Annotated in this window: 23 protein-coding genes; 10 read left to right on the top strand and 13 right to left on the bottom strand. The window is 69.9% G+C overall.

Annotated elements, in window-relative coordinates:
* Positions 1-40 precede the first annotated feature (40 nt).
* Both ACIQPT_RS27455 and ACIQPT_RS27450 read left to right on the top strand, forming a co-directional pair.
* Complete coding sequence (locus ACIQPT_RS27455; protein WP_015608544.1) at positions 41-265, top strand: ribbon-helix-helix domain-containing protein; 225 nt, start codon at positions 41-43, stop codon at positions 263-265.
* Complete coding sequence (locus ACIQPT_RS27450; protein WP_401159509.1) at positions 258-605, top strand: type II toxin-antitoxin system PemK/MazF family toxin; 348 nt, start codon at positions 258-260, stop codon at positions 603-605. The genes ACIQPT_RS27455 and ACIQPT_RS27450 overlap by 8 nt, the downstream gene beginning before the upstream one ends.
* Before the next feature lie 82 nt (positions 606-687).
* Here the strand turns inward: ACIQPT_RS27450 and ACIQPT_RS27445 are convergent, their stop codons facing one another.
* The 4 genes from ACIQPT_RS27445 to pepN form a co-directional block, all read right to left on the bottom strand.
* Positions 688-1,716, bottom strand: a complete 1,029-nt coding sequence (locus tag ACIQPT_RS27445) for an aspartate-semialdehyde dehydrogenase (RefSeq protein ID WP_401159507.1) — start codon at positions 1,714-1,716, stop codon at positions 688-690.
* Between the two features lie 278 nt (positions 1,717-1,994).
* Complete coding sequence (locus ACIQPT_RS27440) at positions 1,995-5,303, bottom strand: S8 family serine peptidase (protein WP_401159504.1); 3,309 nt, start codon at positions 5,301-5,303, stop codon at positions 1,995-1,997.
* A 290-nt stretch (positions 5,304-5,593) separates the two neighbouring features.
* Complete coding sequence (locus tag ACIQPT_RS27435) at positions 5,594-6,667, bottom strand: hypothetical protein (protein ID WP_401159503.1); 1,074 nt, start codon at positions 6,665-6,667, stop codon at positions 5,594-5,596.
* A 213-nt stretch (positions 6,668-6,880) separates the two neighbouring features.
* Positions 6,881-9,475 (bottom strand): aminopeptidase N, encoded by a 2,595-nt coding sequence (gene pepN / locus ACIQPT_RS27430; protein ID WP_401159501.1) that lies wholly within the window; start codon positions 9,473-9,475, stop codon positions 6,881-6,883.
* Positions 9,476-9,637: 162 nt separating this feature from the next.
* Here pepN and ACIQPT_RS27425 point away from each other — a divergent pair, with 162 nt between their 5' ends.
* The 3 genes from ACIQPT_RS27425 to ACIQPT_RS27415 all read left to right on the top strand — a co-directional run bounded on the left by ACIQPT_RS27425 (position 9,638) and on the right by ACIQPT_RS27415 (position 11,217).
* Entirely contained in the window at positions 9,638-10,288 is a 651-nt protein-coding gene (locus ACIQPT_RS27425) for a DsbA family protein (RefSeq protein WP_401159498.1), read from the top strand.
* 60 nt (positions 10,289-10,348) lie between these two features.
* A complete protein-coding gene (locus tag ACIQPT_RS27420) occupies positions 10,349-10,804 on the top strand; it encodes a GNAT family N-acetyltransferase (protein WP_401159496.1) in 456 nt (151 codons plus the stop codon).
* A 62-nt stretch (positions 10,805-10,866) separates the two neighbouring features.
* Positions 10,867-11,217: a VOC family protein gene (locus tag ACIQPT_RS27415; RefSeq protein WP_401159494.1), complete on the top strand. Its 351-nt coding sequence runs from the start codon at positions 10,867-10,869 to the stop codon at positions 11,215-11,217.
* A gap of 45 nt (positions 11,218-11,262) precedes the next feature.
* On the opposite strand, the gene ACIQPT_RS27410 is transcribed toward ACIQPT_RS27415, so the two are convergent.
* Complete coding sequence (locus ACIQPT_RS27410) at positions 11,263-12,711, bottom strand: NCS2 family permease (protein WP_401159491.1); 1,449 nt, start codon at positions 12,709-12,711, stop codon at positions 11,263-11,265.
* Between the two features lie 337 nt (positions 12,712-13,048).
* On the opposite strand from ACIQPT_RS27410, the gene ACIQPT_RS27405 reads away from it, so the two are divergent.
* Positions 13,049-13,669: a helix-turn-helix domain-containing protein gene (locus ACIQPT_RS27405; RefSeq protein ID WP_401159727.1), complete on the top strand. Its 621-nt coding sequence runs from the start codon at positions 13,049-13,051 to the stop codon at positions 13,667-13,669.
* Between the two features lie 26 nt (positions 13,670-13,695).
* Here ACIQPT_RS27405 and ACIQPT_RS27400 read toward each other — a convergent pair whose 3' ends face one another.
* The 5 genes from ACIQPT_RS27400 to ACIQPT_RS27380 form a co-directional block, all read right to left on the bottom strand.
* Positions 13,696-14,394 (bottom strand): SDR family NAD(P)-dependent oxidoreductase, encoded by a 699-nt coding sequence (locus ACIQPT_RS27400; protein WP_401159489.1) that lies wholly within the window; start codon positions 14,392-14,394, stop codon positions 13,696-13,698.
* A gap of 150 nt (positions 14,395-14,544) precedes the next feature.
* Positions 14,545-15,693, bottom strand: coding sequence for an ATP-grasp peptide maturase system methyltransferase (gene tgmC / locus ACIQPT_RS27395; protein WP_401159487.1), 1,149 nt, complete (start codon positions 15,691-15,693; stop codon positions 14,545-14,547).
* Positions 15,690-16,655 (bottom strand): ATP-grasp ribosomal peptide maturase, encoded by a 966-nt coding sequence (tgmB, locus tag ACIQPT_RS27390; protein ID WP_401159485.1) that lies wholly within the window; start codon positions 16,653-16,655, stop codon positions 15,690-15,692. Before tgmB ends, tgmC begins: the two co-directional genes overlap by 4 nt.
* Positions 16,655-16,927 (bottom strand): putative ATP-grasp-modified RiPP, encoded by a 273-nt coding sequence (gene tgmA / locus ACIQPT_RS27385; RefSeq protein WP_401159483.1) that lies wholly within the window; start codon positions 16,925-16,927, stop codon positions 16,655-16,657. Before tgmA ends, tgmB begins: the two co-directional genes overlap by 1 nt.
* A 244-nt stretch (positions 16,928-17,171) precedes the next feature.
* Positions 17,172-17,573: an ATP-binding protein gene (locus ACIQPT_RS27380; protein WP_401159481.1), complete on the bottom strand. Its 402-nt coding sequence runs from the start codon at positions 17,571-17,573 to the stop codon at positions 17,172-17,174.
* A gap of 231 nt (positions 17,574-17,804) precedes the next feature.
* Here ACIQPT_RS27380 and ACIQPT_RS27375 point away from each other — a divergent pair, with 231 nt between their 5' ends.
* From ACIQPT_RS27375 to ACIQPT_RS27365, 3 genes are all read left to right on the top strand, one after another.
* Positions 17,805-18,662, top strand: a complete 858-nt coding sequence (locus tag ACIQPT_RS27375) for a helix-turn-helix domain-containing protein (RefSeq protein ID WP_401159479.1) — start codon at positions 17,805-17,807, stop codon at positions 18,660-18,662.
* The gene (locus ACIQPT_RS27370; RefSeq protein ID WP_401159477.1) at positions 18,659-18,868 is read left to right on the top strand and encodes a DUF397 domain-containing protein; all 210 of its coding nucleotides are present in this window, start codon (positions 18,659-18,661) and stop codon (positions 18,866-18,868) included. The genes ACIQPT_RS27375 and ACIQPT_RS27370 overlap by 4 nt, the downstream gene beginning before the upstream one ends.
* A gap of 210 nt (positions 18,869-19,078) precedes the next feature.
* Positions 19,079-19,897 carry an SDR family NAD(P)-dependent oxidoreductase gene (locus tag ACIQPT_RS27365; RefSeq protein ID WP_401159475.1) on the top strand — a complete coding sequence of 273 codons (819 nt, stop codon included), beginning with the start codon at positions 19,079-19,081 and terminating at the stop codon, positions 19,895-19,897.
* A gap of 21 nt (positions 19,898-19,918) precedes the next feature.
* On the opposite strand, the gene ACIQPT_RS27360 is transcribed toward ACIQPT_RS27365, so the two are convergent.
* Positions 19,919-20,425 (bottom strand): DinB family protein, encoded by a 507-nt coding sequence (locus ACIQPT_RS27360; protein WP_401159473.1) that lies wholly within the window; start codon positions 20,423-20,425, stop codon positions 19,919-19,921.
* An 84-nt stretch (positions 20,426-20,509) separates the two neighbouring features.
* Entirely contained in the window at positions 20,510-20,905 is a 396-nt protein-coding gene (locus ACIQPT_RS27355) for a VOC family protein (protein WP_401159471.1), read from the bottom strand.
* A gap of 172 nt (positions 20,906-21,077) precedes the next feature.
* Here ACIQPT_RS27355 and ACIQPT_RS27350 point away from each other — a divergent pair, with 172 nt between their 5' ends.
* Complete coding sequence (locus tag ACIQPT_RS27350) at positions 21,078-21,617, top strand: GNAT family N-acetyltransferase (protein WP_401159469.1); 540 nt, start codon at positions 21,078-21,080, stop codon at positions 21,615-21,617.
* Positions 21,618-21,772: 155 nt separating this feature from the next.
* On the opposite strand, the gene ACIQPT_RS27345 is transcribed toward ACIQPT_RS27350, so the two are convergent.
* Positions 21,773-22,414: a gamma carbonic anhydrase family protein gene (locus ACIQPT_RS27345; RefSeq protein ID WP_401159467.1), complete on the bottom strand. Its 642-nt coding sequence runs from the start codon at positions 22,412-22,414 to the stop codon at positions 21,773-21,775.
* Positions 22,415-22,560: the final 146 nt, after the last annotated feature.

Below are 22,560 nucleotides of genomic sequence, written 5' to 3'. Positions count from 1 at the left end.
GGGTAGCGCCTCCTCTCCTACCGGTGGTAGCATCGATGGTATGAAGATCAGTGTGAGTCTGCCCCAGGAGGATGTCGCCTTCGTCGACGAGTACGCGGCGAAGACCGACGCCGATTCCCGGTCCGCCGTCATACACGCCGCTATCGAGTTGCTGCGTACCGCAGGCCTGGAGGCGGAGTACACCGAGGCGTTCCAGGAGTGGGACGCGAGTGAGGACGCCGCTCTGTGGGACCGCACGGTGGCCGACGGGCTCACGGATGCGTAGGGGCGACATCCACCTCGTGGACCTTGAGCCCGCGCGGGGGAGTGAAGCCAACAAGGTGCGTCCGGCGGTGATCGTCTCCAACAACGCCGCCAACCGGTCGGCCGAGGTGTCCGGCAGGGGCGTCGTCGCCGTGGTACCCCTGACCTCGAACACCTCGCGGATCCTGAGCTTCCAGGTCCTCCTCGCCGCGGAAGAGTGCCACCTCCCGCAGAACTCCAAGGCCCAGTGCGAACAGATCCGGGCCATCTCCCCCGAGCGGATCCTGAAGCGCATCGGTGAGGTGCCCCGTCAGCGCATGGCCGAGATCGACACGGCCCTCCGCCGCCATCTCGCGCTCTGAACCCTCGGCACACGCGAAGGGGCGGCCACCGGTGCACTCCGGTGGCCGCCCCTTGCCTTACGCGTACGGGTGACGCCGCTGGTCAGCCCTTCAGCTCGGCCGCCACCAGCTCCGCGATCTGCACGGCGTTCAGCGCCGCGCCCTTGCGGAGGTTGTCGTTGGAGACGAACAGGGCGAGGCCGTTCTCCACCGTCTCGTCGACCCGGATGCGGCCCACGAAGGAGGCGTCCTTGCCGGCCGCCTGGAGCGGGGTCGGGATCTCCGAGAGCTCGACGCCCTCGGCGTCCTTCAGCAGCTCGTAGGCGCGCTCGACGCCGATCGGGCGGGCGAAGCGGGCGTTGATCTGGAGCGAGTGGCCGGAGAAGACCGGGACCCGGACGCAGGTGCCGGACACCTTCAGCTCCGGGATCTCCAGGATCTTGCGGGACTCGTTGCGGAGCTTCTGCTCCTCGTCCGTCTCGAACGAGCCGTCGTCCACGATCGAGCCCGCCAGCGGCAGCACGTTGAAGGCGATCGGGCGCTTGTAGACGGCCGGCTCGGGGAAGTCCACGGCCTCTCCGTCGTGGGCCAGCTTCTCGGCCTCGGCGACGACCTTGGCCGCCTGGCCGTGCAGCTCGGCGACGCCGGCCACCCCGGAGCCGGACACGGCCTGGTAGGTGGCGACGGTCAGGGTTTCGAGACCGGCCTCGTCGTGCAGCGGGCGCAGCACGGGCATCGCGGCCATCGTCGTGCAGTTCGGGTTGGCGATGATGCCCTTGGGGCGGACCTTCGCCGCGTGCGGGTTGACCTCGGAGACGACGAGCGGGACCTCGGGGTCCTTGCGCCAGGCGGAGGAGTTGTCGATCACCACGGCGCCCTGGCCGGCGACCTTCTCGGCCAGCGCCTTCGAGGTCGCGCCGCCGGCGGAGAACAGCACGATGTCCAGGCCGGTGTAGTCGGCCGTGGAGGCGTCCTCGACGGTGACGGCGGAGCCCTTGAAGTCGATCGTGGAGCCCGCGGACCGGGCGGAGGCGAACAGCCGCAGCTCGTCGACCGGGAAGTCCCGGTCGGCCAGGATCCTGAGCATGACTGTGCCGACCTGACCGGTGGCGCCGACGATTCCGACCTTCACGAGGACTCCTCTGTTCTGACGTCTGCACGTCCGTGCTGCTGTGCGGTCCGTTTGCCGCTCCATGATGCGTATGTCCCGGCCCGCCTTGTCCAATCCATTGTCCGACCTGCGGACTCTCCGCGCGAGGTCCGCAGGTTCTGCGGCTTCCTTGTGCCGGAAGGGAAACATCTGCGGCGGCGGCCGGGCCGTGTGACCAGGAACACGCACTGCGGGGCACACGCACGGCGGGGCGGGTGCTCGTGAGAGCGCCCGCCCCGCCGTCCTGTCGATGGGATCCGTTACGGCGTGACCTTCTCGATCACGACGCTGCCGGTGCCCGCGGCGGTGCCGCGCGCGTTGACCAGCTGGACCTCGCCGAAGAACTGACGGCCCTCGGGAGCCGCTCCGGCGACCACGACCTCGGCGCCGACCTGGGCCGACGCACCGTTGGCCAGGTTCACGTCCTTGGTGGAGTCGACCTTGATCGTGCCGAGCGCGGCCGAGTAGAACACGTCGCGGTAGTCGTACGTGGTGGTCCCGGCCGGGACCGAGTAGCCGTCGATGACGACCGTGTACGTGCCCGCGGCGGGCTTGACCAGGCTGACCGACTCCTCGGAACCGGCGGTGGTCGAGCTGCCGACCTGCGTCGCGCCCCGGAAGACGTACAGGTCGATGTCCGCGTTGGCGTCCGAGGTGCCCCCGACGGCGATGTCGAGCTTCTCGACACCCTCGCCGATGGTGACCGTGGTCTCACGGGTCTCACCCGTGGCGATCGACGGCTTGTCCACCTTGGCCGAGCCCAGCGAGCCGCCCTTGAGCTTGCCCTGGAGGGCGGCGGCGCCGTTGGTGACCGTCCACTCCACCGCGGCGGGAGTGCCGACCTTCGCCTCGGCGATGGTCTGCACCGCCGGGTCGAAGGCAACACCGAGCAGCGAGACATCCAGCTTGAACGGGTTGTCCAGCAGCGGCGACGTACGACGCGCCTCGACCTCGATCTCCCACACGCCGGGCTGCGGGTCCTTGTAGGAACGCGCGTCCGGGCGGCAGGTGTCGGCCGGGTTCTCGTAGTTCGGGTAGCAGTTGACCGTGGAGGTCGGGTCGACCGGCGTCCCGTACGGGTGCAGGGCGATGAACCGGGTCTGGCTGCCCGAGCGCAGCGCGCCGAGGGCGACCTCGAGGGTCTTCGCGCCCTCCGGCACGTTGACGAAGTACGACGTGGTGCCGTTGCGCTGGACCGAGCCCGAGTGCTTGTAGGCGTAACCGGGCTGCTGCAGCTCCTGGGCGATGACGACCGTGGTCATGATCTGGTGGTCGACGCCGGAGGTCTTCTTGTCGTCGACCTGGAGGATCGCGCTGTGCACCCCGGCGGTCTTCGCCTTCGCCTTGACCTTGAGCTTGACCGGCGTGTCGAGCGGCAGCGAGACGTACTCGGGGCTGCTGAGCTCGAAGGTGCCGTCGTTGTTCTTCCACGTCAGCTTGTGCTGGACGTTGCGGTCCGGGCCCGTGGTGCGGGTGACGACGACGTCGTAGACCTTGGACTCGCCGACCTTCAGACCGCCCTCGCGGTCGTAGAGGCCGGTGCCGAAGCCCGGGTCCTTGAGCGCGAAGTCGATCGCGGTGTCGACCGGGGCCTTCACCGAGAACTCGTGCGCGGGCTTGCCCTGCTTGGCGATCTGCTTCCACGCCTTGACGATGTCGATCAGACCGGAGCCCTGGACGTGCGCGGGCACGCCCGCGATGTGGCCCGCGGTGCTGGTCAGCGCCACCCGCAGGTCGGCCGGGGGAAGCTCGATGTCCTTCTGCTTCGCCGCCGACAGCAGCAGCGCGGCCGCGCCCGCCGCCTGCGGGGAGGCCATCGAGGTGCCCTGGAGCATGGAGTAGCCGGCCGGCAGGTCGTAACCCGCCTCCTTGACCGGACCGCCCGGCGCCCAGGTCTGGGTGGTGTTGATGGACGCACCCGGCGCCGAGATGATCGGCGTGAAGCCGCCGTCCTCACGCGGACCGCGCGAGGAGAAGGGCAGCATGTCGTACTGCTTGGTGACGTTGGAGCCGTAGTTGGCCGCCCACGTCTCCTTGGAGATCGACGCGCCGACCGAGATCACATGGTCGGCGAGGGACGGGTCGCCGATGGTGTTGAGACCCGGGCCGCTGTTGCCGGCCGAGATGACCAGCTGCACGCCGTAGATGTCGATGAGCCGCTTGTAGAGCTCGGCGCGCGCGTTGTTGCCGTCGTTCAGCGGCGGCAGGCCGCCGATCGACATGTTGACGATGTCGACGCCGCGGTTGACGACGAGGTCGATCATGCCCTCGGTCAGCGCGATGTTGGTGCAGCCGCCGGACCAGGTGCAGGCACGCGAGGAGACGATCTTGGCGCCGGGGGCGGCGCCGTTCATCGCGCCGCCGAACAGGCCGTTGGCCGCGGTGATGCCCGCGACGTGCGTACCGTGCGAGCCCTCGATGACGCCGATGTTGACGTAGTCGGCCTTCGCGCCCGCCGCGTTGTAGACGACGCCCTTGCGGGTCTCGACGACGAACGGGATGCGCTCGACGACCGGGGTGCGCGGGTCGTCCTCACCGAAGTAGGACACCTGGAACTTGTCCTTGTACGGCTTGAGGACCTTGTCGTCCGAGAAGTCCGCGTTGTCGTTCAGGTCGACCCGCGTGGTGCCGGTGACCGGGTCGTACAGCACGCCCCAGACGTCGGTGGTGTCACCGTCGCGGTTGAGGTCGCCCGCCATGTCGCCGCCGGTGGTGGCCGCCTCGGCGAACGTGGCGAACTTGTAGCTGCCCGCCGGCGCCGAGTAGGTCTTCCCGCCGGACGTGAACGTCGGGCCGGTGACCGACTGGGACATCTGCAGCCAGGTGCCGTCGCCGTCGCTCACCGGGTCGGTCGCGGTCACCCAGTCGACGATCTTGCGCTCGCCGGTGGTGGTCTTCTTCAGGGCCGGGTGACCGAGGTCGACGCCGGAGTCCAGGATGCCGATGGTGATCCCGCGGCCGTCGGCCTTCGGGTTCTTCGCGACGAAGTCGACCGCGCCCGTCTCGAACGACGGGTTGTACGGGTTCTTCGCCGGGGTCTTCTTGTTCGGCGCCGCGTAACTGCCCGTGGCCTTCAGCTGCTTCGCCCCGGCGGCCCGGTCGCCCTTGGGCGTCGGGTCGTCCAGCTTGATCTCCTGCTTGAGATCGATGCCGAGCACGGAGGAGAGCTTGGAGGCCTTCGCGATCGTGGCCTCGGCGCTCTTCGTCGGGACCGTCGCCCGGACGTAGCCGAGCTTGTCGTAGGTCGTGCCGAGCACGGAGCCCTCGACGGCGTCCAGCTGCTTGCTGACCTGCTCGGTCGCACCGGGGGTGGTGGCGACCATCATGGTGACGTTCTTCTCGCCCTTGGCCTCGGCCTTCGCCAGGAGATCGGCGTCGGCCTTGCCGAGCTTGTCGCCCCGGTCGCTCGTGGCGGCCGGTTTGACGGGCGCCGGAGCCGGGTCGTCGGCGGCGAAGGCCGGAGCGGCGCCGGAGGCGGCCAGTGCGGCCGCGAGGCCGGCAGCGGCCGCGATACGAGCGGCGCGTCTCGCCCCGGGTATGGAACTGGGGGATTCCTTGGTCATCAGCATCCCTGTTAATTGAAAGAGAGAGTCCGGAATTCGGTACCGGATGACCGCTTACCCTGTCGTAAATGACAGGGGTTTGTGGAGAGTTGACGAAGATGAGTTTGGGGCATGGCGTAGATCCGCCACGGGGCGCGATGTGCCACGAGGGAGGAATGAGCCCAAACGGTACGCGGGATGCGCCTGATGCCGTGCGGTGGTCCGGACCTGCCGTGCCGTGGTCCGGACCTGCCGTACGCGTGGTCCGGAGCTGAGGTCACCGCGCGGCCCGCGTGCACGACCCGCGCCGCCCCGGCTCAACGCGGCAGCACCATCACGTACGCGGCCGGCTCCCGGTCGGCCGCCGCCATCAGCGCCGTCCGCACCACCGTCGCCTGCTGGTCCACCGCCTCGCGCAGCTTCCTCGGGGTGAGGTGGACGACCGTGACCCCGAGCCGCTCCAGATGCTCCCGCTTCGCGGCGTACGCGGACCACTGCGGATCCTCCTCGGCCCGGCCCCTCCGGCCGGGCACGCCGTACCGGGGCGCCCGGGTGTCCAGCTCCACCGCCACGGCGTGGTCGGGCCAGTAGGCGTCGACCCCGCCGAGCCGGGGCCCGCCCGGCAGCCGCAGCTCCACGTTCCACAGCGGCTCCGGCAGCCCGTGCTCGCGCACCATCGCGTACAGCCAGGACTCCGCCACCGCCCGCCCCTCGGCCAGCAGCGCGTCGACCGCGCCCACCACCGCAGGCCGCCCCAGCAGCTTCGCCTCGCTCAACCCCCGGACCACAGCGGCCGGTTCGCAGTGCCCACCGCGCACCGCCTCGGTCAGCAGTCGCCGGACGTCCGCCGCGTCGGCCGTGCCCGCCACCGCGTCCGCCAGGGCCCGCTCCACCGGGGCGACGGGCACCTCGCCCACCCGTACCGCGCCCGGCATCGAGGCGGTCCGCAGCACCTCCACGAACCGGGTGGACCGCAGCCGCCGGGTACGCGGGACCAGCACGTCGATCCGGTGCAGCGCCCCCAGGTCCCCGGCCGCGCCGAAGCCGTGCAGCGCGAGCGCGGCGGTCCCGGTGACCATCGCCTCGCCGTACCCCGCCCCCGAGGGGTCCGCCGGTGCGCGCCGCGCGGAGACCGGCGGCCGCCCCGCGTACAACAGCGCACCGTGCAGCCGCTCCTGGCCGGTGGGCGGGCCCGGGTGCAGCAGATAGACCCCCGGCAGCAGATGCTGCCAGGGGCCGCCGGGCAGGCACTGCGCGGACGTCTGCGCGGCGGACACGCCCCGCGCCCTCAACTGGGCGGCGGAGAGAACACGCTGAGTGACGTCCTCGGGCCGGAGGGGGAGCCGGGGGAGACGGGGGGAGCGGGGAGAGAGCGGGGTGTTCTGGGTCATGTCCCGGGGTTTCCCGCCCCCGGAGGGTGCCCTAACCCCTGTTACACGCCCGTCGACAATCCCGGACAACGCCGTCCTAAAGTACGGACGTTCGACAACCGAAAAGCGCCGTCGCGCCGGGAATCGGGGGCGGGGCGCCTCGGGCAGGTGTACGAGCGCCGCTTTCGCGCCGCACGCACGCCCCACCCGAGCGCCCCTTCGTGCGGGGGAGGCTCAGGCCGCGGCCCGGTCGCACTCCTGGCCGCGCAGCGCCCGCGCGAGATCGTCCCGGGCCTCCAGCACCAGCCGCCGGAGCGCCGGGGCGGCGTCCTCGTGCCCGGCCAGCCAGGCGTCCGTCGCCGCGAGGGTGCCGGGGCTGTCCTGGAGACCGGGGAACATCCCCCGCACCACGTGCATGCCGATCTGGATGGACCGCTCCGCCCAGATCCGCTCGATCACCTCGAAGTAGCGGCTCGCGTACGGGGCGAGCAGCTCCCGCTGCGAGGGCTGCCCGAAGCCCGAGATCGTCGCCTCGACCAGCGCGTTGGACAGCTTGTCCGACTCCACGACCGCCGCCCACGCCTGCGCCTTGACCGCCTCCGAGGGACGCGAGGCCAGGCACCGTACGTGGTGACGCTTGCCGGACGCCGTGTCGTCGCGGGCCAGTTCGGCGTCGATCGCCGTCTCGTCCGCCACCCCGTGCGAGGCCAGCGGGGAGAGGAAGGCCCAGCGCAGCTCCTGGTCGACGTCGAGACCGTCGATCCGGGCCGTGCCCTCCAGCAGCCCGTCCAGCAGCTGGAAGTCCTCCTTGGACGAGGCGACCGCCGCGAAGAACCGGGCCCAGGTCAGCTGGTGCTGACTGCCCGGCTCGGCCGTCCGCAGCTCACGCAGCGCGCCCTCGGCCAGCGCCCGGCCGCCCTCCTCGCGCCGGTCGGGGGCGGCGTAGTTGACCAGCGCCGACTGCGCCCAGGCGTGCAGCATCTGGAGCACACCGATGTCGCTCTCGCGCCCGGCGTGCGCCAGCACCAGCGCGACGAAGTCGCGGGCCGGCAGGAGCGCGTCCCGGGTCAGGTTCCACAGGGCCGACCAGCACAGGGCACGGGCCAGCGGATCCGTGATCTCGCCCAGGTGGTCGCGCAGCGTCGCCAGCGACGCCTCGTCGAAGCGGACCTTGCAGTACGTGAGGTCGTCGTCGTTGACCAGGATCAGATCGGGCCGCTCGGAGCCGGCGAGGGCGTCCACCACGGTCCGCTCCCCGGCCACGTCCACCTCGGCGCGCGCGTAGCGCGTCAGCTCGCCCTCCGGCGTACGCCGGTACAGGCCGACCGCGACACGGTGCGGGCGCAGCTCCGGGTGCGAGGCGGCGGCCTCCTGGACGACGGCCAGCTCGGTGAGGACGCCCGCCGCGTCGTACACGGGCTCCGGGGTGAGCACATTGACGCCCGCCGTCTGGAGCCAGGAGCGCGACCAGGCGGTCATGTCACGGCCCGAGGTCTCGGCGAGCACCGACAGCAGGTCCCCGAGCCGGGTGTTGCCGTACGCGTGCTGCTTGAAGTAGCGCCGCGCGCCTTCGAGGAACGCGTCCCGCCCCACGTACGCCACCAGCTGCTTGAGCACGGAAGCGCCCTTGGCGTACGTGATCCCGTCGAAGTTCAGCTTGGCGTCCTCCAGGTCACGGATGTCGGCCGTGATGGGGTGCGTGGAGGGCAGCTGGTCGGCGCGGTAGGCCCACGCCTTGCGGTTGTTGGCGAAGGTGATCCAGCCGTTGGTGAAGCGGGTCGCCTCGACCATTGAGAAGGAGCCCATGAAGTCCGCGAAGGACTCCTTCAGCCACAGGTCGTCCCACCACTCCATGGTGACCAGGTCGCCGAACCACATGTGCGCCATCTCGTGCAGGATGACGTTGGCACGCCGCTCGTAGGCCGCCGAGGTGACCTTGCCGCGGTAGATGTACTCCTCGCGGAAGGTGACCATGCCCGGGTTCTCCATGGCGCCGAGGTTGTACTCGGGCACGAAGGCCTGGTCGTACTTCCCGAAGGGGTACGGGTAGTCGAAGTGGTCGTGGAAGAAGTCCAGGCCCTGCTTGGTGATCAGGAAGACGTCGTCCGCGTCGAAGTGCTTGGCGAGCCCCTTGCGGCACATCGCGCCGAGCGGGATCTCCAGGGTGGTGCCGTCGTCGAACGTACGGGTGTAGTGATCGCTCACGTAGTGGTACGGACCGGCGACGACGGCCGTGATGTACGTGGAGATCGGCTGGGTCTCGGCGAAGGTCCGCACCCCGCCCTCGTGCGACTCCTCGGCCCCGTTGGACCAGACCCGCCACCCTTCCGGAGCGGTGACCCGGAAGCGGTAGGGAGCCTTGAGATCGGGCTGTTCGAAGTTGGCGAAGACGCGGCGGGCGTCGGCCGGCTCGTACTGCGTGTAGAGATAGACCTCGCCGTCCTCGGGGTCGACGAAGCGGTGCATGCCCTCGCCGGTCCGGCTGTACGCGCAACGGGCGTCGACCACGAGCACGTTCTCGCCCTCGACGAGCCCGTCCAGCGCCACCCGCGTCCCGTCGAACACGACGGCCGGGTCGAGGGCCGTCCCGTTCAGCGTCACCGCGTCCACACCCGGGGCCACCAGGTCGGCGAAGGTCGAGGCGCCCGCACGGGCCGAGCGGAACCGGATCGTGGTGAGCGACCGGAACGTCCGCGGACCGCCGTCCCCGTCGCCCCCACCGGGCTCGCCGACGGCGGACCGCAGGTCGAGAGCGACCTCGTATCCGTCGACGGTCAGCAGCTCGGCCCTCTTCTGGGCCTCGTCGCGGGACAGGTTTTCACCGGGCACGGGCACTCCTTCGTGACGCGCGTGTTGTGTCGTGTTCGAACCCATTGATCCTTGCATGCGTCTCGCGGCGACGGCATACGGGGAATGGGAGCCCTTCCGGAGACGTTCTCGCCCGCAGGTGGAACACGCCTTTCTGTGGAACACGCCCTTCTGAGGAGAGACATGTCCGAGAACACCCCGGCCAACGGCAAGACCCCGGTCGACTTCTGGTTCGATCCGCTCTGCCCCTGGGCGTGGATGACCTCGCGCTGGATGCTGGAAGTGGAGAAGGTCCGCGACGTCGAGGTCCGCTGGCACGTGATGAGCCTGGCCGTCCTGAACGAGGACAAGCTGGACGATCTGCCGGAGGAGTACCGCGACCTCCTGGAGAACAAGGCCTGGGGCCCGGTCCGGGTCGTCATCGCCGCCCAGCAGCTGCACGGCGACGAGGTCGTCGGCCCCCTCTACACCGCGCTCGGCACCCGCTTCCACAACAACGGCGAGGGCCCCACCCGCGAGGCGATCGTCGGCGCGCTGAAGGACGTCGGCCTGCCCGAGGATCTGGTGGAGTACGCCGACAAGGACACGTACGGGGCCGAGCTGCGCGCCTCCCACAAGGAGGGCATCGACAAGGTCGGCCAGGAGGTCGGCACCCCGGTCATCGCCGTCCCCGGCGCGGACGGCGAGCAGGTCGCCTTCTTCGGCCCGGTCGTCACCCCCGCCCCCAAGGGCGAGGACGCGGCGAAGCTCTGGGACGGCACGCTGCTGGTCGCCTCCATCCCGGGCTTCTACGAGATCAAGCGGACCCGGACGCAGGACCCGATCTTCGACTGACACCGGTAGTCTCCTGGCCGCGCGTAACCGTTCCGTGCGTACACGGGGACAATGACGCCCATGCGGATACGCGCGGGCGAGGCGGCCGAGGCCGCCGCACTGACGGAGCTGGCCCTGCGGTCGAAGGGTCACTGGGAGTACGACGCGGAGTTCCTGGCCGCCTGCCGCGAGGAGCTGACGATGCTCCCCGCGGAGGTGGCGGCCAGGCGGACGCTGGTGGCCCAGGAGGACGACGGCCGGATCCTGGGCTTCACGACCCTGGACGGAGAGCCGCCGCAGGGCGCGCTCGGCATGATGTTCGTCGAGCCGGACACCATCGGCAGAGGCATCGGGCGACGGCTGTTCACCCACACCATGGACGAGGCCCGCCGCCTGGGCTTCACCCGCCTCACCATCGACTCCGACCCGAACGCGGAACCGTTCTACCGGGCCATGGGCGCGGTCCGGATCGGCGCCACCCCGTCCGGCTCCATCGAGGGCCGCGAACTCCCGCTGCTGGAAGTGGCGCTGGACTGAGGGGGCGACCCGGACGGGCGGGCTCCCGGCCGTTGTCAGTGGTGCGCCGTACGGTGAGGGACATGCGAATCTCACCGGAGATGATCACGATCGACTGCGCGGACCCCCAGGCGCTGGCCGCCTGGTGGGCCGAGGCGCTGGGCGTCGAGGAGACACCGCAGGACTACGACCGGTTCGTCGTCCTCGCGGCGACCCCGCTGGTCCTCGGCTTCCAGCGGGTGCCCGAGCCGAGGACCGTCAAGAACCGGGTGCACATCGACTTCGCCTCGCCCGACCGCCCGGCCGACGTGGAGCGCCTGGCGAAGCTGGGCGCGACCGTCGTCGGCGAGCAGTCGATGCAGGGCGGGAGCTGGACGGTCCTCAGGGACCCGGAGGGCAACGAGTTCTGCCTCGCCGACGCCGGGACCCACTGAGACCCGGGACCCACTGACCCCACGCACCGCCGACCCCGGGCACCGCTACTTGAGGCCGAGGATCTGCTCCAGCGGGTCGATGACGAAGTAGACGAGGAAGAGCGCGGCGGTGCCCCACAGCAGCCAGTGGACTTCGCGCGCCTTGCCGAGGCACGCCTTGATGACCACATAGGCGACGAAGCCGGCGCCGATGCCGTTGGTGATGGAGTAGGTGAACGGCATGACGACGATGGTGAGGAAGGCCGGGATGGCGACGTCGTAGCGGTCCCAGTCGATGTGCTTGACCTGGGTCATCATCAGGAACCCGACCACGACGAGCGCGGGCGCCGCCGCCTGGAGCGGCACGATCGTCAGGACCGGCGTGAGGAAGAGGGCGAGCGCGAACAGACCGCCGGTGATCATGTTGGCGAAGCCGGTGCGGGCTCCTTCCCCGACACCTGCGGCGGATTCGATGTAGGTCGTGGCCGACGACGAGGACGTGGCGCCACCGGCGACGGCGGCCACGCCGTCGATGAGCAGGACGCGGCCGAGACCGGGGACCTGGCCCCGCTCGTCGAGGAGCCCGGCCTCCGCCGTGACACCCACGACCGTGCCCATCGTGTCGAAGAAGTCGGACAGGATCAGGGTGAAGACGAGCAGGACGACCGTCAGAATGCTGACCTGGCCGAACGATCCGAACAGGTCGAACCGGCCCAGCAGCCCGAAGTCGGGTGCGGCGACCGGGTTGTCGGGTATCGCGGGCGAGGTCAGGCCCCAGGACTTGATGCGGGCGACCTCGTTGATGACGATGGCGACGACGGTCATCAGGACGATGCTGATGAGGATCGCGCCCTTCACCTTGCGGGCGACCAGGACGATCGTCAGGAGCACGCCGAGGCAGAAGACGAGCATCGGCCAGCCGGTGAGGGTGCCGGTGCCGAGCTGGACGGGCACGGTGGAGTTCGCGGCATCGGGGATGCGGGTGACGAACCCGGCGTCCACGAAGCCGATAAAGGCGATGAACAGACCGATGCCGACGCTGATGGCCTGCTTGAGGGGCTGCGGAATGGCGTGCATGATCGCCTCGCGCAGCCCGGTCATCACCAGAACGCAGATCAGCAGCCCTTCGAGCACGATGAGGCCCATCGCGTCGTCCCAGCTCATCAGGGGAGCGATCTGGTAGGCGACGACGGCGTTGATGCCCAGTCCCGCGGCCAGGGCCAGCGGCAGATTGCCGCCCACGCCCATGATCAGCGTCATCACCGCGGCGACCAGCGCGGTGGCGGTGACCAGCTGCACGCTGTCCAGTTGCTCGCCGAACTTGTCCTCGGCCCCGCCGAGGATGATCGGGTTGAGCACGAGGATGTAGGCCATCGTGAAGAACGTGGCGAATCCGCCGCGCATCTCCTGGATGTAGGTCGAACCGCGTTCGCTGATGCGGAAGAACCGGTCGACGGGACCCACCGGTCCGGTGGGCTTCGCGTCGGACGGCGGACTGGTCGTACTGGGGTGCATGACTGAGTCTCCTGGACCTGCGAATGATGGGGGCAGGGGATGGCGCCGGCGCTGCCCGACGTGCGGGGCAGGCATTGTGCGAACGCACGTACGGCACCTTGCGAGCGGATCATACGCGGCGCCGGAGGGATGGCAACTACCCGTGTAGACCGTGTAGTTGATGCCCGTTTCGACCCTGTGGCTTCCTACGGAATCGGTGGTGACCTTTGCCGCCAAACCGGCAGGCAGCCGACAGTGGGCATGGAAGTGTCGGTGACAACTCCCCTACGCTCCGTATGTGCATCCACCACTCCCCTTCAACGCGCGGGTAGCGCGAGCCTTGCGCGAGAAGCTCGGGATGGCCCCCGGCCATGTCGCCTACGGCATGCGCGCGTCCTTCGGCACCTCGCACATCACTCCCGAGCACGTGATCGCTTGGGAGCGCGGGACCCATGTGCCCGACGCGAGCGAACTCACCGCTCTCGCGGGTGCGTTGTGGTGTCAGCCCGGTGAACTCATGGGCCGCCCCCGCACCTTGCTCGAACACCGCATCGCGCGGGGCGTCTCGGCCGAGGACGTCGCGCGCGCCACCGGCCTCACCCTCGCCGCGTACCTGTCCATGGAGGACGCCGGTCTGTGGACCGGCGACAAACGGCAGTCCGTCAAGCTCGGCGAGGCCCTCGGCCTTCCCCCGCGCGACTTCATCGCCATCACCAGGCTGGAGGAGGAACTCGCCCGTCTCCTGACCGAGGCGGTCTCCACACGGTGGCAGGCGCACATCCGCGACATCGCCAAGCTCGTCTCCATGGACCGCCGCGACCTGAAGGGCCCCTTGGCCGCCATGCACCAGGAGTACCAGGGCCTCATGGCGGCCACGCTGAGCCGGGCCGGCGGCACCACCGCGTCCGGCGAGGACGGGCGCCGCTACATCGAGGACATCGTCGACCACTTCTGGCCCCGGCTGCCGGGCTCCTCCTAGCCCCGGCGGCCGGACCCGGGACAGGATCAGGCGGCGGCCCGCGCCGCCGCCTTCCTGGCAGCACGCGACCGGCTGGACGCGCTGATCGAGGTCACGGAGGTGTCGGGCGTGACCGACGAGGAGGCGTACGCGCCGATCAGGTCGGTCTGCACCACCCCGGGTTCGACCGTGTTCACGGTGATGCCGCGCCGGCCCAGTTCGTTGGCGAGCGACGGGCCGAGAGCCGCCAGCGCGGCCTTGCTGACGGTGTAGCCGATCTGCACGGGGTTCGCGATCCGGGTGGCGGCCGAGCCCATGTTGACGATCCGCCCGCCGTCCCGCAGCAGCGGCAGCGCCCGCTGGACGACGAAGAGCGGCGTGCTCACATTGATCGCCAGGACCCGCGCGAACTCCTCCTCGGTGAGCTGCCCGATCGAACTGATCGAGTGAACGCCCGCGTTGTTGACGAGGATGTCCAGACCGTCCGCGCCGTGCTCCTTCAGCCCGGCCCCGAGCCCCTCGAACAGCCGGTCCACCGCCCCGCTCCCGCCGAACAGGGCCCCCACCGCGAACGCCCGCCCGCCGGCCTCGGTGATCAGTCCCACGGTCTCGGCGGCGGCCGCTTCGTTGCCGCCGTAGTGGACCGCGACCAACGCCCCTTCCCCGGCGAGCCGCAGAGCGACCGCCCGCCCGATGCCCCGCGAGCCACCCGTCACCAGTGCGGTCCTGCCGTCCAGTTCCCCCACGATCGCTTCTCCCCTCGCGATGCCCCGGTCCCTGGTCGGACGCGGGAACGATCCAGCGTAGGTGGCGTCGGTGCGGCGCGGGACGTATCCGTCGGGCCGTCAGGAACTGCCGCTGTCAGGGGAGTCGGCGCCCTCGGGCGGGGCACGGTCTCACACCGGCAGGTCCCACCCCGTACCGTCCTCGGAGCCGATCCACACCCGCTGCCGGGCAGCCGTGACCGTGATGCCGAACCCCTCCTGATGCGGCTCGCCGGCCGCCTGCCAGAGCCGGACCGCGGTCTCGACCCGGTCCCACAGACGTAGGGGACCACGCTGTACGACCGTCCACCCGCCGTCGGGCCCGGGTGCCGTCCGCGCCTGCGAGCCGGTGGAGACGTCCCAGAGGACCTGCTCCGGCCCCGCCCCCATCCGTTCCGCCGCCGGCGCGGCGAGCTGGGCCACCCAACCACCGGTCCATGTACCGAGCACCACAGGGTCGATCCGGCTCGGCCGCTCGTCACCGGGCAGCAGGGCCAGGGTCGGGCGGGGCGGCCGGTCGTGCGGGCGCGCGATCATGAAGCTGGTGTACCCGGGCAGGAATCGTCCCGTCGCGGCCCCGGGGCCGGTCACGGTGAGGAGCGCCAGCCCGGACGCGTAGCTCCAGCCGGAGAGGGTGACCAGGATCTTCCCGCCCGGTTTCACCTGATGCAGCCAGGCCGGCGGGATGTACCGGACCGAGCAGGTGGCGATCAGACGGTCGTACGTGCTCGGGCCCGCGTCCGGGTCTCCCCGCAGACCGTCCCCGACGACCAGGCGCGGCGCGTACCCGGCCGCTTCGAGGGCGGAGGCGGCGGCCCGGCCGACCACCGGGTCGTACTCGACACTGGTCAGCCGGTCGTCGCCGAGGCGATGCGCACCGAGAGCGGTCGAGTAGCCGGTACCGGTCCCGACCTCCAACACCCACTGCCCGGCTTCCACTTCGAGCTGCTGCCACATGCGGAGCACCAAGGACGGCAGAGTCGACGACGACGTCGGATCGCCCGTGACGCTGCCGTCCGTCACATCACCGGGCCGGACACGGCCGTCGAGCTGGGTGACGAGCGTCCGGTCGGTGTAGACCCCTTCCAGCCACCCGTCCTCGCCCTGGTGAACGGGCAGATAGCTGGTAGGGGCGCTGTCGGGGACCGGAGCGAAGTAGGAGCCCAGGAACAGTTCGCGGGGAACCGCCTCGGCGGCGTCGCGCCATGCGGGGTCGGCGAGCGTCCCGTCCTCGGTGAGCGCGTCCGCGAGGGCGGTACGCAGGGGAGCGGATGCAGTCATCCTTCGGAGCCTTTCTCCAGCTGATCGGCCAGGGCGTGAGCGATGCCGTCGGTGACGCCGGGCGGTTGCCACGCCCACTGCCCGTTGGGGTTGCATTCGAGGAAGTACCAGGTCCCGTCGTGAGTCACGGCGAAGTCGAACGCTCCGTACACCAGACGGAAGTGGGCGAGGTAGGTGTTGACGGACCTCGTCACCGCTTCGGGCACGTCCACGGGTCCGCACCGCATGAGGCCCTGCCGACGCCGCCAGTCCAGATCGGGGCTGTCGATCCGCACCCCGGACAGCCACGACCCGACGGCGGTCACCCGCACGTCGTACGCCTTGTCCACCCGGGCCTGGAAGAGGTGGGGGCAGACTGCCACGGCGTCGGTGATCTCCTGCTCACGTACAGCGCGCACCCATACGCTCTGGGGTCGGCCGTCGACGCGGTAGGACGTGTTCCACACGGGTTTGTAGACGACTCCGCCGCGGTGCTGGGCTGCGAACTCCCGCGCCTCCCCCATGACATGTGTGATCAGCGTGTCGGGCACCGGAAAGCCGAACCGCTGCGCCGCCGCGAGCTGAGCGGGCTTGTACTCGGCCGCACGGTTGTTCCACGGGTGGTTGACGTAGTGCGCGCCGGGGAGGGACGCGAGGATGCCCCCGGTTCCCCAGAAGGACTGCTCCGCGGCGAACCGGCGGTCGTGCTCGTCCAGTTCCGAAGGTCCGGCGTACGGCGACGGCCTGCGAACCCAGACGGACCGCACGCGGGTGAGATCGAGGTCCCGGCTCGGTGTACGCAGGACGCCCTGCTCAACACCCGTGCCGTACGCGGCGGACAGCGAGGCCCCTGCGCGCAGGTCGGTGCCGGGGTCCAGCCGCACCACGGGCACGCGGCGCGCGGCGAGGACGCGCAGCACGATGTCCGTGGTCACGTCGTGGAGGTTGGTCAGCACCAGCACCGACCCGCGTCGGCCGTCCATCAGGCGGACTGGTCCTGGTCGTAGGACTCAGTGCTGTCGGAGTCGGTCGCGCCACCCGGTGCCGCGCCGTCCCCCGGGGTGGTGTGGGTCGGCGTCAGCCCGCTGGTACTGGTGCCGTGGCCGCCCATCTCGACCGTGCGGCCGCTCTCGTCGACGACCAGGGCGATCTGCGTCTCGGGGTCGAGTACGGGGGTGAACCGCGGGACGGCGACGGTGTCCTCGTACGGTCCCATCCGGCCTGTGCCCCACGGTGCGGGCGTGTAGGTGCTCATCGTGCTGTACCTCCGTGCTGGTTGCTGTTCTTCTGCCGACGTCTGCCGCACGGGCCCTATGGCGGCGACCTCAGCCGCCTTACGAGCGCGTCCGCTTCGGTCGAGCGCCAACGGCCCCGCTGGGCGATTGCCTCGTCCAGCCCGGGGAAGTACCGGGCCCGATAGACGGGGTCGGCCTCGATGCGAACCCGTTCGGCGAAGGGTGAGGGCGGGCTTGGTGCCGGCCGGCGGCGCAGGAGTGCCTTCACTGCAGCCGGGTCCGGATGGGCAGGTGGGCCCAGACGGTCTTTCCGGGGTTGCGCGGCCGTACGCCCCACCGCTCGGCGAGCGCGTCGACGATGAGCAGGCCCCGGCCGGACGTCTCGTCGTCGGTGGGCTTGCGCAGCTCCGGCATCAGCCACTGGTAGGAGTCGGCGACCTCCAGGATCAGCACGCCGTTCCGACGCCGTAACCCCAACTCGAAGTAGTCGCCAGTGCCTTTGGCGTGGCTGATGACGTTGGTGGCCAACTCGCTGGTGATCAGCTCCGCGTCGTCGACGAGTTCGCCGAGCTTCCAGTCGAGCAGGACTGTTGTGACGTGCCGCCGAGCGGCAGAGACGGAGTCCCTGCGGACTCGGAACCTCTTGCTGTCTGTGCGCCCGGACATACGTCCCCCAAGGTCGTGGACAGGCGGAACCAAGATCACCTGGCGTGCTGGAGTCAGCACTCGGTGTGACGTAATCAACGCTAGAGGTGGAGTGAGACGCAAAGCAAGTGAATCTATAGTGCAAGCTTGCATTCACTCGTCCGAGGCAACTCGCTAGCGAGGGCGAACAGTTGCCAGGCAGACTGGCCGGAAGGGAGAGGGGGAGCTATGCCCGCAGGTGGGAAGCCCACGGTGCGCAGTCGCAGGTTGGGTGCGGCACTCAAGCGGCTGCGACTGAACGCGGGTCTGGACCAGGAACACGCGGCCGATGCGGTGGCATGTTCCACGGCAAAGATCAGCCGAATCGAATCGGGGACGGTCAGCGCACGCGTCGGTGATGTGCGAGTGCTGCTTGATCTGTACGAGGTGGAGGACGTTGTCGAACGTCAGCTACTGGAGAAGCTGGCGCGGGACAGCAATAAGCGTGGCTGGTGGATGGACTTCGACGCCGGGCAGCCTGTGCGGGAGATTCTGGGCGACTTTCTGTCCCTGGAGTCCGACGCGACGTACATCCGTACCTGGCAGCCGGTCCTCATCCCGGGCCTGTTGCAGACCCCCGAGTACACACGGGCGTTGACCGATGCCAGCCCCGATGTGATCAGCGAGGAAGCGGCCGACATGGTCGTCAAGGTCAGGCAGGAGAGACGCCGTGTCTTCGAGGAGACGGGCGCACGGTTTGCCGCCGTGATCTGGGAGCCGGCGATCACCGGCCCGATGCCGTCGCCCGCTGTTCATCGGGCTCAGCTCGCCCACCTCAACAAGATGGCCAAGCAACCCAACATGACGATTCAGGTGCTGCCGCACACCGAGTGGGCTGCTGCGCGGGTGTCGCCTGCGTTCGTCGGACTTTCGTACGCCCAGGAGACTTCGCCCGAAGTGATCGTTATTGATGCGGTCGCCAACTGCATCATCCTCGAAGAGCGGGACGTCATGGCCAACTACGTGCATGCGTTTGACACACTCAGGTCGGCTGCGCTCACACGAACCGAGAGTATGGCCTTCATCGAGAAAGTCGCGAACAGCATCACCGCCGGGAACGAGGAACCGTGAGCAGACAGGGCATCGTGTCTCCCTTCGAGAGGTCGTCGTACTCCTCGGGAGGACAGGGGACCGAGTGCGTCGAGGTGGCCCACACCGTCGATGGTGGCCGGGCTGTCCGCGACAGTAAGGACCCGGCCGCCGGGCTCCAGCTCTACGGCCCCGAGCACTGGGCCGCGTTCATCGACGGCGTGAAGGCCGGCGCCTTCGGCGGCTGACGGATCAGCTCGGTCCGTGCGGGTCGTGGCCCGGCCACCCGATACGCCAAGACCGCTGCCAGCGACCTCGCCGCGCTCCGGGGGGTGATCCGAACGAAACGGCCCAGGGCCCGTCTCGGCGGATCACGGTGAGGTTCGTTGCCTGGTGGTGGGAACACCAGGGTCAGCACACTCCCCGGTGTTTCGGTGAGGTGCTGCCAGGCTGGTGCCATGAACCGACACACGACGTTGATCACCGGAGCTACGCAGGGCCTGGGCCGCGGCATCGCACTCGACCTAGCTGCCCGCGGACAGACCGTTCTCCTGCACGGCCGTGACCGGACCCGTCTGGACGCCGTCGCGGCCGAGCTGCGGACTGCGGCGCCGGATGCGACGGTACGCACCTACCTCGCCGACCTGGCCGACCTCGACCAGGTGCACGCGCTCGTGGCGCGGATCCGTGCTGCCGAGCCGCGGCTCGATGGCCTGGTGAACAACGCCGTCGTCGGCGGCGGCCCCGACCCGCACGTGCGGCAGCTCAGCCGGCAGGGACACGAACTGCGCTTCGCGGTCAACCACCTCGCCCCCTACGCACTCGCCCGCGGCCTGCTGCCGCTGCTGACCGACTCGGCGCCGGCCCGCGTGGTCAACGTCGCGTCGATCGGGCAGGAGGCCATCGATTTCGACGACGTCATGCTGGAGCACGACTACGAAGGGCTGCGCGCCTACTGCAAGAGCAAGCTCGCCCTGATCATGGCCACCTTCGAGCTGGCCGCGGAACTGGACGGTACCGGCGTCACCGTCAACGCGCTTCATCCCGCCCATCTGATGGATACCAGCGGGGTCCGCGCCTACGGTCTGACCCCCGCGACCACGGTCGACGAGGGCGTGCGGCCGACGGTGCGGCTGCTCCTCGATCCGGATCTGGAGATAACCACCGGCCGCTACTTCAACCAGTTCACCGATGCCCGGGCCCATGAGCAGGCCTACGACACCGAGGCCCGGAAGCGGCTGATGGCGCTGACCCGGGCCCTCTGCGGTGGATCATGAATCCCGTGGTCTCCGCCGGCTCTACGCGTCGGTCGTGCCGTCGAGCAGCTCGCGCAGGATGTCCAGATGCCCGTTGTGGCGGGCCGTCTCCTCGGTGAGGTGGAGGAGGATCCAGCGCAGGTCGACGTGGAGGCCGTTGCGGATGGTTCCCTCGGCCCGTTTGTCCAGGTCGTTCGCGGCGACCAGTTCGCGGTAGCGGGCGCTCTGTTCGGCGTACTCGTCGACCAACTGCGTGAGTGGGAAGTCGACGGCGATCCGCATTTCGCGGTCGGGGTCCTCGTCGGTCATGGGGGCCAGGTCTTCCTCGCCGAGGAAGATCACCTGGAACCAGTAGTACTCGACCCAGCGGAGGTGGTTGATCACTCCGCTCATGGTCATCAGCGGTGAGCCCGGCAGGAGCGCCTTGCGGGCGTTCTCCGCGGAGACGCCGTCGCACTTGGCGCGGGCGGTGGCCCGTGTGTAGTCGAGGAACGTATTGAGCTGGGTGCGTTCGTCCCATGCGGGCGGAGTGTCGTTGATTCTGGTCATCGAGCGAAGCATCCCCGATCACCTCGACCGATGTCGAGGCATTTCACGGCGGCCCGACCTGCTGCACCGGCTGCCGGACAGGCTCTATTCCTGCGGTGCCAGGGTGCGCAGGACGCAGAACTCGTTGCCCTCGGGGTCTGCCATGACCACCCAGTTACGGTCGGGGCCCTGGCCCACGTCCGTCCTGGTGGCGCCGAGGCCGAGCAGTCTGGTCACCTCGTCCTCGGTGCTGCCGTCGATCGGGCTGACGTCGAGATGGAGCCGGTTCTTGGCGGTCCTGCCCTCGGGCACTCGGATGAACACCAGGGTGGGCGGCATCTGGCGGGCCCGGACGTCCTCGACGGTCGGTACCCAGGAACCGATCTCGACCTTGTCCTCGCCCCGGTCGATCACCTTGAAGTCCAGGACCTCGCACCAGAAGGCCGCGAGCCTCTCCGGATCGTGGCAGTCAACGGTCAACTCGGTGAACCTGCTGGTCATGCTTCTCCCGGATAGTTCGGACGGAGGGGGCTCAGCGTACGGCGCCGGAACCCCGCGCTCTCGTAGAGGTCGTAGGACAACGTAGCGAGCGTATGCCGTGCTGATCAGGCAGAAGAACACGTTCTCCGCAGCCCGACCGGCTTCGCGTGAGCGGCCGGTTAGGGTCGGCGTCATGTCTGCCGAGCCCTCCCTCGTATGCACCCTGCGTCCCGCGACCCGCGCCGACCTGCCTGCGGTGCTCGCTCTGCTCGCCGATGAGGAGCGGGTGGTGGACCCGGCGGCCGTCACGGTCACGGAGGCGTACGAGCACGCCTTCGCGGCGATCGACGCGGACCCGCGCAACGAGATGCTGGTCCTGGTCGAGGACACTGGCGGGCACGGCGACGGGACAGTTGTCGGCTGTCTGCAGGCGACATACATCCCCGGGCTCGGCCAGGGAGGCACCGAGCGGGCCCTGATCGAGGCCGTACGGATTCGCGCGGACCGGCGGGGCGGTGGGCTGGGCCGGATCCTGATGGAGCGGGCGATCGCGCGGGCCCGCGCGCGGGGCTGTGGACTGGTCCAGCTCACGAGCAACAAGCAGCGCGAGGACGCGCACCGCTTTTACGCCGGGTTCGGCTTCACCCGGAGCCACGACGGGTTCAAGCTCAGATTCCAGGGTCCGCCGTCAGGCCACCACCGAGCCGGCGCCGCGGCGAATGGTCCGCAGTAGCCGCCGGCCTCCGCCAGTTCTACCGTCTCGCCGATCAGCCGAAGCTGCTGAGCACGGTGCTCCCTGTCCACAGCCATGCAGGCTGCGCAGCGAACCCGGCCACAGCAGCTCGATCTTCCGGCTGCGAAAGCGGGCGGACGTCGCCTGACGCGGCGCTAGCCGAGACTCAGCGTCTCATCGTCCGCGTGCGTGCCGAACTCGGCGACGCGCACCTCCGCGATGCGCTCGTACCGGGTGATCCGGTCGGTCCGTTCCGCATCGACGCCGAACGCCGCCCGCGCGAAGCCCACCCGCCCGACGGCCTCGGCCAGTCCCGGATCTCCAGGGGCCAGCAGCCGCACCGGTGCGTCGAGCGCCACCGTGTGCGGCGGCACGAAGTACTCGTCCGGCAGAACGGTGCGCGCGTGAACGAGCGCGCCGACGGCGACAACCGAGCCGGCCCCCAACCGTGCGCACTGCAGGACCGTCGCCCCGGTCGCCACATAGACGCACCTGCCGGCCTCGCAGCCCAGCAGCGTGGCCTGCGGCCCCACGAAGACGTGGTCGCCGACGAGCACCGGCTGATCGCCGGCGACAGCGGACCCGCGCAGCACCGCGTTCTCGCAGATCACCGCCGCCTCCCCGACCTCGATCCGCGCCCCTTCGGCATCGAGCACCGCGCCGTACATCACCCGCGCCCTCGGCCCCACGCGGACATCGCCGACGAGCGTGGCCGTCGGGGCGACGTAGGCGGTGGGGTGGACCTGCGGTTCATGCCCGCGATGCCGGATGCGGATTCCCTGCGCTTCAGCGACCATGAGCGGATTCTCGGCCGCCCGACCGCGCGCATGCTGGCGGATTTCGGACGTCGCCTTCGCCGAGACCGCGTGTGGTGTCCCCCGTGCGGCGGAGGCGGATCATCATGCGGTCCGACGCGCCGGGCCGGGCCGTGCGCGAGATTCGG

The organism is Streptomyces sp. NPDC091289, assembly GCF_044757365.1.
Taxonomy (GTDB): domain Bacteria; phylum Actinomycetota; class Actinomycetes; order Streptomycetales; family Streptomycetaceae; genus Streptomyces.
Note: the sequence above shows the minus strand (reverse complement) of the source record. Positions and strands in the feature narration are given on the sequence as shown.